Genomic DNA, 12653 nt, shown 5'->3' with positions numbered 1-12653 from the left:
AGTCAGGCGGAGGTCGCGGCAGCGCGCACTTCGTCGAGCGCGCCGGGGTTGTCGAGCGACGACAGGTCGCCCGGGGGCTGCCCGCAGTACACGCTACGGATCACGCGCCGCATGATCTTGGAGCTCCGCGTCTTCGGCAGTTGCGCGACCACATGTACTCGGCCTGGCCGGAACGGGCGACCGAGACGCTTGTCGACGTGGCCGGACACGATGGTCTCCAGATCCGCACCCGTGCCACTGGCACCGGGTTTGGGCACGACGAACACGACGAGCTTCTGCCCCTTGTCCGCATCGGCGACGCCGATCGCGGCTGCCTCGGCCACGTCCGGCAGTTCCAGCACGACTTCCTCTACCTCGGCCGGCCCCAGGCGCTTGCCGGCGACTTTGAGCGTGTCGTCGGAGCGGCCCATCATGAAGTAGTTACCTTCGGACGTGCGCAGCGCCAGGTCGCCGTGAACCCAGGTGCCCGGAATGGTTTGCCAGTAGGTTTCCAGGTAGCGTTCGTCGTCGCGCCAGAACGACTGCGTCATGCCGACGAACGGCGCACGAATCGCCAGTTCGCCGACTTCACCTGTTACGCTTTGACCATCGCCATTCACCACGTCGGCGGCCACGCCGGGCGAGACGGTGTTGAATCCGCTCGGCGGAATCGGCCGGATCGGAACGCTGGCGAGCAGCGCGCCCGACGCCTCGGTGCCGCCCGTGTAGTTGATGACGGGCGCCGTGCCGTCACCGAAGCGATGCAGGAACCAGTTGAAATGCTCGGGAGCGATGCCTTCGCCAGCCGTGATCAGCAATCGGACGGTGGAGCGGTCGCCGGCGAGCGCGAGCGCCTCGTGGCTGGCCATCCCGCGGATCAGCGTGGGTGCCGATCCGAAGTGCGTGACGCGGTGACGTTCCACCACGCGCGACATGCGTGACCAGTCGGGGTAGTCGGGTGCGCCGTCGTAGCACACCAGTGTGGCGCCCCGCAGCAGCGCGCAGCCCAGCACCAGCGTGCCCGCGATCCAGCCCATGTCGGCGGGCCAGCAGTAGACGTCGCCGGGATGCACGTCGAAGTGAACCAGCGAATCGTGCGCGATCTTGATCGGGAAGCTGCCGTGCGTATGCACCACGCCTTTCGGCTTGCCCGTGGTGCCCGACGTATAGATCACCATGAACGGCGTATCGGGTGTGACGGACACCGCGGGGACTCCCTGATCCTGCCCGACGCTCGCCGTTTCCTGCCAGTCGAGGTCGCGCGCGTCCTGAGCGGTGTCGTCTTCGCCGCGCTTCCAGATCACGTGTTCGAGCAACGGCAGTTGGCGCCATGCGTCGCGCAGCGAGCCCTGTACATCCACGCGCTTGGTTCTACGCGAGAAGCCGGTGGATGCGATCACGAAGCGTGCATCGGCAGCCGACAGACGCGCCACGATCGCATCAACCCCGAAGCCGCTGAACAACGGCACGACCAGCGCGCCGAGATGTACGATCGCCAGCAACGAGACGGTCGCCTCGACACCGTTCTCCATCAGCAGACCGACGCGGTCGCCCTGTTTGACACCACGCCGCACGAGTCCTGCGGCGAAATCGCTGACGCGTTGCTCCAGTTCCGCGTAGGTCAGCTCGCTTACGCCGCCGTCCTCGCGCTCGGCCACGACGGCCTTCTGCTGCGCGGTGGCGGGGTTGCGCGCCCAGCCATAAATGGTGTTGACCCAGTTGAGCCTGCCGCCCGGGAACCAGCTCGGAAACTGGGGGCCGCGCGACAGGTCCACGTAGCCGGTGGGCGGCGCGTCCCACGCGATCGCGCATTCGCGCATCACGGTGTTCCAGTAGCGTTCGGGCTCCGCGATCGACACGCGCATCAGTTCGTCGTACGACGGCACGTCCAGCGCGCGCATCAGCTTCACGATGCCGGCGTTCTGCAGCTCGCGCTGGCCCGGTTGCCAGATCTGGCCGGATTCAGGGTTGCTCATGATCGGTCTCCTGCCTTATGCGCGTTCGACGATCATCGCGATGCCCTGGCCGCCGCCGATGCACATCGTTTCAAGCCCATATCGCGCCTTGCGGCGCTGCATTTCGTGCAGCAGCGTGGTCATGATGCGCCCGCCCGTCGCGCCCACCGGGTGGCCCAGCGAGATGCCGGAGCCGTTCACGTTGAGCTTGTCTTCGAGCGCTTCCATCGAGCTGCCCCAGCCCTTCACGCAGGCCAGCGCCTGGCATGCGAACGCTTCGTTGAGCTCGATCAGGTCCATCTGGTCGAAGGTCAGGCCCGTGCGCGCCAGCACCTTCTGCACGGCGGACAAGGGGCCAATGCCCATGCGGGCCGGGTCGCAGCCGGCGGCGGCCCAGCCGACCAGCCAGCCGATCGGCGTCAGGCCGAGTTCGTCGAGCTTGTCCTCGGCCACGATCAGGCAGGCGGCGGCTCCGTCGTTCTGCTGGCAGGCATTGCCGGCCGTGACGACGCCGTCCTTCATGATCGTGCGCAGTTTCGCCAGGCTTTCGGGCGTCGTGTCGCCGCGCACGCCTTCGTCCCGCGCGACGATCACCGCATCGCCCTTGCGCTGCGGCACGGACACGGGAACGATCTCGGCATCGAAATACCCGGCCTGCTGCGCGGCAGCGGCGCGCTGGTGGCTGCGCGCGGCGAAGCGATCGGACGCGTCGCGCGTGATGTCGTACTCCCGCGCCAGCGTCTCGGCGGTTTCGATCATGCCGCTGATGCGGCCGAAACGGCTTTCCGGTTGCGAACGCTCGCGGCCGCGGTCGAGCCGGTCGTGCATCGTGACGGAGCCCGCACGCTTGCCCCAGCGCATGTCGGTCGTGTAGAACTCGACGTTGCTCATGCTTTCGACGCCGCCGGCCATCACGACGTCCGCCGCGCCGGTCTGCACCATCATTGCCGCCGTCGCCAGCGCCTGGACGCCGCCGCCGCAGCGCCGGTCCAGCTGCATGCCGGCCACTTCGATCGGGAAGCCCGCCTGCAACGCGACCCAGCGCCCGGTGCACGGCATCTCGCCGCTCGGATAGCTTTGCGCGAACACGACGTCGTCGATGCGTGCGGGATCGAGCCCGGTACGCGCTACGACGGCGCGTGCGACCGTTGCGCCGAGTTCCTCGACGGGAACGCCCTTCAACGTTCCGCCGAACGCACCCACGGGGGTGCGCAGCGGGGCGACAATGGCTGCTCGTTTCATTTCGAATGCCTCTTGTATGTCGTCAATATTCAGCCACCCGTGCTCGCGTGTCACGCGCCGGTGGCCATCGTTCATGCGGTGCCGTTGCCGGATCAGCCGTAGCGGCCACCCGTGACGTGCAGCACTTCGCCGCTGATGAAGCCCGCGCGCTCGCTGGCGAGGAAGGCCACCGCGTCGGCGATGTCGTCCGGCCGCCCGACGCGCTTGATCGGCTGCGCGGCCACCGCGCGCTCCTTGATCGTTTCGTAGGTCGGCAGCGCCTGTACCATTTCCGTTTCCATGAAGCCCGGTGCGACGCAGTTGGCGGTGATCCCGTAGCGGCCTTCCTCCATCGACAACGCCTTGGCCATGCCGATCAGCCCGGCCTTGGCGGCCGAGTAGTTGGCTTGCGTCGGGTTGCCCAGGTGCGCGCGCGAGCTGATGTTGATCAACCGGCCCCAGCCTTGCTCGATGAAGTGCGGCATCACCGCGCGGGCGGCGAGGAATGCACCCTTGAGCATCACGGTCATGACGAAATCCCAGTCGTCCTCGCTCATCTTCACGAGGTACTTGTCGCGCGGCGCGCCGGCGTTGTTCACGAGAATGTGCACGCCGCCGAAATGCGCGACCGTTTCGTCGACGAGGCGCTGCACGTCGGCCGCCTGCGTGATGTCGCCCACGACGCAGTGCGCGGCCAGGCCTTCGTCCCGCAGCGCTTGCGCGGTGGCCTGCGCCAGTTCGGCGTTGATGTCGGTGACGACGACGCTCGCGCCTTCCTGCGCGAGCCGCCGTGCGGTAGCGGCGCCCAGGCCGCGTGCCGAGCCGGTGACGATGGCGACCTTGCCGGTCAAACCCAGATCCATGTGTGTCTCCTGAAGAATTGCGTGTCAGCGCAGGTCGACCCGCGCGTTGGTCAAAACCACCACGTTGCGCTCCACGGCCGTGACGCGCAGTGAAACCGTCTCGCCGCGCACCCACATCTCGGTGCGCAGCGTGTCGCCGGGCCACGCCGGCGCAGTGAAGCGCACGCGCATGCCCGCGAAGCGCGTGTCGTCATAGTCCAGCACCGTGCGCAGCACCGCGTGCGCCGCCACGCCCATCAGCGCCATGCCGTGCAGGATGGGGCGTGCGAACCCGGCTGCGGCGGCCACCGTCGGGTCGGCGTGCAACGGATTCAGGTCGCCGCTCAGGCGGTAGATCAGGGCCAGTTGCGCGGGCGTGGTCAGGTCGCAGACGTGATCGGGCGCCCCGTCGGGCATCGCATGGGGCATCGGCAGCGCACCCGTGCTGCCGCCTTCGCCGAAACCGCCGTCGCCGCGCAACAGGCTCAGCTGCACCACGGTCGCGAGCAGGCGGCCCGTGTCGGCATCGGCGATCTCGCGCGTCTGCTGCAGGAACGCACCCTTGTTTTCCCCTTTGTCCCACAGGCCGGTGATGCGCGTCGTGCCCTTGACGCGGCCGCTGGCCGGCAACGGCGCATGAATCCTGATTTCCTGTTCCGCATGCAGGATCTTTTGCCAGGTGATGCCGGTGTCCGGTTCGCGTGCCCAGAAGCCCGGGTACGCGAGCACGTTCGCCATGGTCGGCAGCGCGCGCAGCGAGGCGCCGTCCCTGCCTTCGTAGACGTAACGCAATTGCCCGGCGTCGAGCGGATCGGCGCCCACGCCCAGGCCGAGCGCGTAGAGCTGCGTATCGCGCAGCGAGTACGCATGCTCGATGGGTGGGAACGGGCGGGACAGCAGGTGGTCGGGCTGGAGCGGCATGGCGTACGTGACGGCAGTGGATTCGAGTTCCTACGATGGAACCGCTCGATGTGCCGGTCAACGGATCGACGAAGTTTGTTCCGTACCTTGACAGGCGCCCCGGGCCGCAGCGGTCGCGGGCCCAATGCCGGCCTCATCGGTGCAATTTCATCCTCCGGAACGTTTTCGGCCGGGCGATTGTTTCGTGTCGGCTGCCGGCGCAGCATCTCGTCGTTTTCTTCCTCTTTTCAGGCGTACCGACATGATTCGCGATCAAGAAACGCTCAACGGCCTGCTCGACTCCATCGCCCGGTTCGTGCGCGAGCGACTCGTGCCCAACGAGGAGCGCGTGGCTGAAACCGACGAGATTCCCGACGACATCGTCGCCGACATGAAGGCGATGGGCCTGTTCGGCCTCACCATTCCGGAGCGCTTCGGGGGGCTGGAGCTGACCATGGAGGAAGAGGTGCTGGCGGTGTTCGAGCTGTGCCAGGCTTCGCCGGTGTTCCGCTCGCTGTTGGGCACCACCGTGGGCATCGGCTCGCAAGGCATCCTGTTCGACGGCACGCCCGAGCAACAGGAGAAGTACCTGCCGCGGCTCGCGACCGGCGAGCTGATCGCGTCCTTCGCGCTGACCGAACCGGAAGCCGGCTCCGATGCGGCGTCGCTTCGCACCACGGCAATCCGGGATGGCGACGACTACGTGGTCAACGGCACCAAGCGCTTCATCACGAATGCGCCGCATGCGGGCATCTTCACGCTGATGGCGCGCACCAATCCGGATGACAAGGGCTCGGGCGGCATCTCGGCGTTCATCGTCGACGCGAAAACGCCCGGCATCAGCTTCGGCAAGCGCGACAAGAAAATGGGGCAGAAAGGCGCCCATACGTGCGACGTGATCTTCGACAACGTGCGCGTGCCGGCCGCGAACCTGATCGGCGGGAAGGAAGGGCAGGGGTTCAAGACGGCGATGAAGGTGCTCGACAAGGGCCGCATCCATATCGCCGCGGTGTGCGTGGCCGTGGCCGAGCGCATGCTGTCGATGGCGCTGTCGTATGCGATGGAGCGCAAGCAGTTCGGCAAGCCGATCGCCGATTTCCAGCTCGTGCAGGCGATGCTGGCCGACAGCAAGGCAGAGATCTACGCGGCGCGCTGCATGGTGGTGGATGCCGCGCGCCGGCGCGACGACAAGCTGCCGGTCAGCACCGAGGCGTCGTGTGCGAAGCTGTTCGCGTCCGAGATGTGCGGCCGCGTGGCCGATCGCGCGGTGCAGATTTTCGGCGGCGCCGGCTACATGGCCGAATACGCGATCGAGCGCTTCTATCGCGATGTGCGCCTGTTCCGCATCTATGAGGGCACGACCCAGATCCAGCAGATCGTGATTGCCCGCAACATGGTCCGGGACGCGCAATGACGCGCGGCGTCGCAATTTCAAAATCAGGACCTCAATTTCAAAATTGAACGAATTTTGAAACCGCCTTTGAACGATCTCCCCGCGAGTCGGGGGCGTCCGTTCGAGATCCGATGTGGCCTGCTTTTTGCGTGACTGAACCTCGATGCGTTCGGCGCCCGCCGGTCACGCAGGAATTTCCCTGAACCGGACGGGCCTGGCCGAAGTGCGAAAAGCTTCCATATACGTAAGGTGATGCAATGACTGGCTACCAAAAGCGAAATGGCGTACCGCAGGACGACGCGCACGGGCTCGGGCTCGAACGGCAGGCCGAACGCGTTCGAGCGACGGTGCAGCCCGGCGACCCGCACCGCGATGCGAACTGGGCGTGGGCGAGATCCGGTGCGGGTTACGACTGGATGGATCACGCGCCGCTGTTCGAGCACCGCGACTGAAGTCGTGGCGGGCCGCGTCGTGGCGCGGGCCCGCCGTGTCCCGATCGACGACCGGCCGGCCGGTCTCCAGTTCGTCTGCCCGGTTGGTCGGCTGGATGCTGTTCGTCGTCGCGGCGTCGATAGCGGCTAGCGGGCGATATGACGAAGATGTTGACTGGCGAAAGCCGGGACGAAGCAACCCCCGCATGACCGCCGCACACTCCGTCCGCCGTCTCGTGAATCGGGCACACGGAGGAGGGCGCGTCGGCGAACCTCATACAACCATTCACACTCCATGGCTGCCGTGACGCCTACCCCCATCCAGTCCATCCTGATCGCGAACCGCTCGGAAATCTCGATCCGCGTGATGCGCGCCGCCGCCGAGCTGAACATGCGCACGGTGGCCGTGTATTCGAAGGAAGACCGCCTCGCGCTGCATCGTTTCAAGGCGGACGAAAGCTACCTGATCGGCGAAGGCAAGAAGCCGCTCGCCGCGTATCTCGACATCGACGACATCCTGCGTGTCGCGCGGCAGGCAAAGGTCGACGCGATCCATCCCGGCTACGGCTTCCTGTCGGAGAACCCGGATTTCGCGCAGGCCGTGATCGACGCCGGCATTCGCTGGATCGGCCCGTCGCCGGAAGTGATGCGCACGCTCGGCAACAAGGTGGCCGCGCGCAACGCGGCGATCGCGGCCGGCGTGCCCGTGATGCCGGCGACGTCGCCGCTGCCGGACGATCTCGATGCCTGCAAGGCGCTGGCCGCGGAAGTCGGTTATCCGCTGATGCTGAAGGCGAGCTGGGGCGGCGGCGGGCGCGGGATGCGCGTACTGGAAAGCGCGCAGGATCTCGAGACGCTGCTGCCTGTCGCCCGCCGCGAAGCGCTGGCCGCGTTCGGCAACGACGAGGTGTATGTCGAGAAGCTCGTGCGCAACGCGCGGCACGTCGAGGTGCAGGTGCTCGGCGATCTGCACGGCACGGTCGTGCATCTGTACGAGCGCGACTGCACGGTTCAGCGGCGTAACCAGAAGGTGGTCGAGCGCGCGCCGGCGCCGTATCTCGATCAGGCGGGCCGGCAGGCGCTGTGCGAATCGGCGCTGCGCCTGATGCGCGCGGTCGGTTATACGCATGCGGGCACGGTCGAATTCCTGATGGACGCCGACAGCGGCCAGTTCTACTTCATCGAGGTGAATCCGCGCATCCAGGTCGAACACACGGTGACCGAAATGATCACCGGAATCGACATCGTGAAGGCGCAGATCCGCATCACCGAAGGCGGCCGGATCGGTCTCGCCGACGATGCGACGGATGGTGACGGCACACTCGTCGCGCGCGCGGCCGGCGTGCCGGAACAGCACGCGATTCCGCTGAACGGCAACGCACTGCAGTGCCGGATCACGACCGAGGACCCGGAGAACGACTTCCTCCCCGACTACGGTCGACTCACCGCGTACCGCAGCGCGGCAGGCTTCGGCGTGCGCCTCGATGCGGGCACGGCCTATGGCGGTGCAGTCATCACGCCGTACTACGACTCGCTGCTCGTCAAGGTGACGACCTGGGCGCCGACGGCGGCCGAATCGATTCACCGGATGGATCGCGCGCTGCGCGAGTTCCGGATTCGCGGCGTCACGTCGAACCTGCAGTTCCTCGAAAACGTGATCAACCATCCGGCGTTCATTACCGGCGACGTGACGACGCGCTTCATCGACAAGACACCGGAGCTGCTCGAATTCGCGAAGCGCGGCGACCGCGCGACGAAACTGCTGCGCTATCTCGGCGAACTGAACGTGAACGGCAACGTCGAGATGAACGGCCGCACGCTGCCGGCGCTGCCGCTGTCGAAGCCGGTGCTGCCGAAGATCGATACGACCGCGGCGATTCCCGCCGGCACGCGCGATCGGCTGCGTGAGCTCGGGCCGGAGAAGTTTGCGCGCTGGATGCTCGATCAGAAGCAGGTGCTGCTGACCGACACGACGATGCGCGACGCGCACCAGTCGTTGTTCGCAACGCGCATGCGTACCGCGGACATGCTGCCGATCGCGCCGTTCTACGCACGCGAGCTGTCGCAGCTGTTCTCGCTCGAATGCTGGGGCGGCGCGACCTTCGACGTCGCGCTGCGCTTCCTGAAGGAAGACCCGTGGGAGCGGCTCGCGCTGCTGCGCGAGCGCGTGCCGAACATCCTGTTCCAGATGCTGCTGCGCGGCTCGAACGCTGTCGGCTATACGAACTACGCGGACAACGTCGTGCGCTTCTTCGTGCAGCAGGCCGCGAACGCGGGCGTCGACGTGTTCCGCGTATTCGATTCGCTGAACTGGGTGCGCAACATGCGCGTGGCGATCGATGCGGTGGGCGAGAGCGGGATGCTGTGCGAAGGCGCGATCTGCTACACCGGCGACCTGTTCGACACGTCGCGTTCGAAATACGACCTCAAGTATTACGTCGGCATCGCGCGCGAACTGCAGCAGGCCGGCGTGCACGTGCTGGGCATCAAGGACATGGCCGGCATCTGCCGCCCGCAGGCGGTGGCCACGCTCGTGAAGGCGCTCAAGGAAGAAACCGGGCTGCCCGTGCATTTCCATACGCACGACACGAGCGGCATCGCCGCGGCGTCGGTGCTCGCGGCGGTCGAAGCCGGCTGCGACGCGGTGGACGGCGCGCTCGATGCGATGAGCGGGCTCACGTCGCAGCCGAACCTGTCGAGCATCGCGGCGGCGCTGGCCGGCAGCGAACGCGATCCCGGGCTGGATCAGGATCGCCTGCACGAAGCGTCGATGTACTGGGAAGGCGTGCGCCGTTATTACGCGCCGTTCGAATCGGAGATTCGCGCGGGTACGGCCGACGTCTATCGTCACGAGATGCCCGGCGGCCAGTACACGAACCTGCGCGAGCAGGCGCGCTCGCTCGGCATCGATCATCGCTGGACCGAGGTGTCGCGCGCGTATGCGGACGTGAACCGCCTGTTCGGCGACATCGTGAAGGTCACGCCGACGTCGAAGGTGGTCGGCGACATGGTGCTGATGATGGTCGCGAACGACCTCGGCGTGGACGACGTGCGCAATCCGGACAAGGACATCGCGTTCCCCGAGTCGGTCGTGTCGCTGTTCAAGGGCGAGCTGGGTTTCCCGCCCGACGGCTTCCCGACGGACCTGTCGCGCAAGGTGCTCAAGAGCGAACCGCCCGCGCCGTATCGCCCCGGCGACCAGATTCCGCCGGTCGATCTCGACGCGGTGCGCACGCAGGCCGAGGCCGCCTGCGAGCAGCCGCTCGACGACCGGCAACTCGCGTCCTACCTGATGTATCCGAAGCAGACGGTCGACTATTACGCGCACGTTCGCGCCTACAGCGACACGTCGGTCGTGCCGACGCCGGCGTTCCTGTACGGGCTGCAGCCGCAGGAAGAAGTGGCGATCGACATCGAGCCGGGCAAGACGCTGCTCGTGTCGCTGCAGGGGCAGCACGCCGATGCGCAGGACGGCATCGTGAAGGTGCTGTTCGAACTGAACGGTCAGTCGCGCTCCGCGCTGGTCGAGCAGAAGAGCGTCGTGCAGGCGGGCAAGGAGCGTCACGGCCTGCAGCGTGCCGATCCGGCGAATCCGCTGCACATCGCCGCGCCGATGCCTGGCTCGGTGGTGACGGTCGCCGTGCAGCCGGGGCAGCGCGTCGCGGCCGGCACGACGCTGCTCGCGCTCGAGGCGATGAAGATGGAAACCCACATCGCGGCGGAGCGCGACTGCGAGATCGCGGCCGTGCACGTGAAGCCGGGTGACCGCGTCGCGGCGAAGGATCTGCTGATCGAGTTGAAGGGCGCGGTGTAACGCGCGCCGCGCCGGTCGCGCGGCAGGTCGTCTCCACACGACGGCCTGCCCGATCGCGCGACGGGCACGGCTCGAATCGACGGGTTCGGGAGGGCCGGCCGTGCGCCGGCCACGGCGCGGCGATGCGCTTCGGACGTCGACTCCATGTTCCGTACTTTGACGGACTGCCCGCCCGCGTGTTCCGGCTCCACAACGTCGGAAAAACCCCGCATCAGACGCGTGGGCGTTCGATCGCCGCTCTGGTTCCTGTTTCAAAGTACGGAACGTATCGGCGCTACAATTGACGCGCTTCCCGGTTGGCTCCTCTAATGAAGCCATCGGACGGTCGCCTGGACGAGCGACGCCACCGCGTGTGGCGTCCCGCCCCGGCCGATCGGGACGAGCAGTTCATGGCCGCTTCCAGAGCCGGATCGAGACACATGGAGCAATCGATGTCGCCGCACGCAAACCGGGCAGCGCTGCCCTTGTCAGGACAGGAAGACGCGAGTTGGCACGACGCGCCGATCGGAGACAGCGAGCGCCCGGACGGCGGGCAAGCGTCCGGCGCGATGGTCGTTCCGCTGGCGAGAAGCCTGGCGATCCTGGCCGCGTTCTCGCCGCACGAGCCGTGGCTCGGCAACCAGGAACTCGTGATCGAAACGGGCATTCCCGCGCCGACGGTGTCGCGGATGGTGCGCTCGCTCGTCGCGCTCGGCTATCTTCACTACTCGCCGCAGCGCCGCAAGTATCGGCTGGCGGCCCCCGTGCTGTCGCTCGGCTATGCGGCGATCGCGCATTCCAACGTTCAGCTGCTCGCGCGACTCGAAATGCAGGCGTTCGCGAACACGAACGACACCTACGTGATGCTCGGTACGCGCGACCGTCTCGACGTGATCGTGCTGGAAACGTGCGCGGGCAAGCCGGCGTCGGTCGACCTGAAACTGTACGCGGGCACGCGCCTGCGCATCGCATCGTCGCCGATGGGTTGGGCGTTGTTGGCCGCGTTGCCGGAACTCGAACGCTTCTACCTGCTCGGCAACATCGAACGCAAGACGGGCCGCGACTGGCCGAACCTGCGCCGCCGCATCAGCGAGGGCATCTCGCAGGTGCACAACGTCGGCTATTGCATGTCGCTCGGCGAGTGGGAGCCGGACCTGACGATCCTCGCGGTGCCGCTGGTGGTCCAGGACCACACGCCGCTCGTGCTCGCCTGTATCGGGCGCAGCGCGCGGCTCGGCCGCGCACGGGTCGAACGCGAACTCGGGCCCCGGCTGGTGGCGGCGGCACAGCATCTGCAGGAGCAGGCAGTCGTCATCGACTGACACGAACATGAACCGGACCGACAAGCAACAGGGCGTCACGCTGACCGTCGAACGCGGGCTCGAGGTACTTCACGCCTTCCGCGCGGCGCGCGCGCCACTGTCCAACGCGGAACTGGTGCGGCGCACCGGCCTGCCGAAAGCCACGGTGTCGCGTCTGACCACCACCCTGATTTCGATCGGCTATTTGCGCAGGGTGGGCGGCGGCCGCCAGTTCGAACTCAGTGCCGGCGCCTTGAGCATCGGCCATGCGTACCTGGAAGCGAATCCCGTCACGCGGCTCGTCACGCCCGTGATGCAGAAACTGGCCGACAAGCTGAACTTGTCGGTCGCACTGGCCGTCCCGCACCGGCTCGACATGGTGTACATCGCATGGCGCGCGAGCGCCCGGATCGCGACGCTGCGCCTCGGCGTCGGTTCGCTGCTGCCGATGGCGACGACCTCGGTCGGGCGCGCGTATCTGTACGGGCTGCCCGACGCGATGCGCGAGCCGTTGATGGCCGAGCTGCTCGACGCGGCGGGAGACGATGCGGACACCGTCCGCGAGAACCTCGATGCGGCGTTCGAGGATTTGAAGCACTCGGGTGTGTGCATGTCGGTAGGCGAATATCAGCGCAATGCGTACGGCGTCGCATTGCCGATCGTGGTCGGACGGACCCGCACGCTGATGGCGCTAAATTGCGGGGCCGTGGAACTGGAGCCTGACAAGACGGCGATCCGCCAGCGCGTGACGCCGGAATTGAAGGCGGCGGCCGAAACGCTGTCGTTCATCCTGAGCGACGTCGACTGCGAGCCCTGACCATCACGCATGAAAGCGGGC

At 67.1% G+C, this 12653-nt stretch carries 9 protein-coding genes; 5 read left to right on the top strand and 4 right to left on the bottom strand.

Features of this window, described 5'->3' with window-relative positions; genetic code table 11:
- Positions 1-2: 2 nt before the first annotated feature.
- The 4 genes from HWY45_RS19325 to HWY45_RS19310 form a co-directional block, all read right to left on the bottom strand.
- A complete protein-coding gene (locus HWY45_RS19325; RefSeq protein WP_059881660.1) occupies positions 3-1955 on the bottom strand; it encodes an AMP-binding protein in 1953 nt (650 codons plus the stop codon).
- A gap of 15 nt (positions 1956-1970) precedes the next feature.
- A complete protein-coding gene (locus tag HWY45_RS19320; protein ID WP_059881662.1) occupies positions 1971-3176 on the bottom strand; it encodes an acetyl-CoA C-acetyltransferase in 1206 nt (401 codons plus the stop codon).
- 92 nt (positions 3177-3268) lie between these two features.
- Positions 3269-4018: an SDR family NAD(P)-dependent oxidoreductase gene (locus HWY45_RS19315; protein WP_059881665.1), complete on the bottom strand. Its 750-nt coding sequence runs from the start codon at positions 4016-4018 to the stop codon at positions 3269-3271.
- 24 nt (positions 4019-4042) lie between these two features.
- Complete coding sequence (locus tag HWY45_RS19310; protein WP_059881668.1) at positions 4043-4918, bottom strand: MaoC family dehydratase; 876 nt, start codon at positions 4916-4918, stop codon at positions 4043-4045.
- A gap of 241 nt (positions 4919-5159) precedes the next feature.
- Between HWY45_RS19310 and HWY45_RS19305 the strand changes: the two genes are divergently transcribed.
- The 5 genes from HWY45_RS19305 to HWY45_RS19285 all read left to right on the top strand — a co-directional run bounded on the left by HWY45_RS19305 (position 5160) and on the right by HWY45_RS19285 (position 12632).
- Positions 5160-6311 (top strand): acyl-CoA dehydrogenase family protein, encoded by a 1152-nt coding sequence (locus tag HWY45_RS19305; RefSeq protein ID WP_059881670.1) that lies wholly within the window; start codon positions 5160-5162, stop codon positions 6309-6311.
- Between the two features lie 236 nt (positions 6312-6547).
- Positions 6548-6742 carry a hypothetical protein gene (locus tag HWY45_RS19300; RefSeq protein WP_059686327.1) on the top strand — a complete coding sequence of 65 codons (195 nt, stop codon included), beginning with the start codon at positions 6548-6550 and terminating at the stop codon, positions 6740-6742.
- Between the two features lie 274 nt (positions 6743-7016).
- Positions 7017-10535 carry a pyruvate carboxylase gene (locus HWY45_RS19295; protein WP_059881673.1) on the top strand — a complete coding sequence of 1173 codons (3519 nt, stop codon included), beginning with the start codon at positions 7017-7019 and terminating at the stop codon, positions 10533-10535.
- Between the two features lie 431 nt (positions 10536-10966).
- On the top strand, positions 10967-11836 hold the full coding sequence (locus tag HWY45_RS19290; protein WP_059686547.1) for an IclR family transcriptional regulator: 870 nt from the start codon (positions 10967-10969) through the stop codon (positions 11834-11836).
- A gap of 7 nt (positions 11837-11843) precedes the next feature.
- Positions 11844-12632: an IclR family transcriptional regulator gene (locus tag HWY45_RS19285; protein ID WP_059686331.1), complete on the top strand. Its 789-nt coding sequence runs from the start codon at positions 11844-11846 to the stop codon at positions 12630-12632.
- Positions 12633-12653 lie beyond the last annotated feature (21 nt).

The organism is Burkholderia stagnalis, assembly GCF_902830275.1.
In the GTDB taxonomy this organism is placed as follows: domain Bacteria; phylum Pseudomonadota; class Gammaproteobacteria; order Burkholderiales; family Burkholderiaceae; genus Burkholderia; species Burkholderia stagnalis.
The sequence above is the reverse complement of the archived record's forward strand: the minus strand, read 5'-3'. Positions and strand labels throughout refer to the sequence as shown.

What these genes read in the sequence shown, in the direction of transcription:
- HWY45_RS19325 (WP_059881660.1), bottom strand. Translation starts at nt 1,955, where the DNA reads ATGAGCAACCCTGAATCCGGCCAGATCTGGCAACCGGGCCAGCGCGAG.
- HWY45_RS19320 (WP_059881662.1), bottom strand. Translation starts at nt 3,176, where the DNA reads ATGAAACGAGCAGCCATTGTCGCCCCGCTGCGCACCCCCGTGGGTGCG.
- HWY45_RS19315 (WP_059881665.1), bottom strand. Translation starts at nt 4,018, where the DNA reads ATGGATCTGGGTTTGACCGGCAAGGTCGCCATCGTCACCGGCTCGGCA.
- HWY45_RS19310 (WP_059881668.1), bottom strand. Translation starts at nt 4,918, where the DNA reads ATGCCGCTCCAGCCCGACCACCTGCTGTCCCGCCCGTTCCCACCCATC.
- HWY45_RS19305 (WP_059881670.1), top strand. Translation starts at nt 5,160, where the DNA reads ATGATTCGCGATCAAGAAACGCTCAACGGCCTGCTCGACTCCATCGCC.
- HWY45_RS19300 (WP_059686327.1), top strand. Translation starts at nt 6,548, where the DNA reads ATGACTGGCTACCAAAAGCGAAATGGCGTACCGCAGGACGACGCGCAC.
- HWY45_RS19295 (WP_059881673.1), top strand. Translation starts at nt 7,017, where the DNA reads ATGGCTGCCGTGACGCCTACCCCCATCCAGTCCATCCTGATCGCGAAC.
- HWY45_RS19290 (WP_059686547.1), top strand. Translation starts at nt 10,967, where the DNA reads ATGTCGCCGCACGCAAACCGGGCAGCGCTGCCCTTGTCAGGACAGGAA.
- HWY45_RS19285 (WP_059686331.1), top strand. Translation starts at nt 11,844, where the DNA reads ATGAACCGGACCGACAAGCAACAGGGCGTCACGCTGACCGTCGAACGC.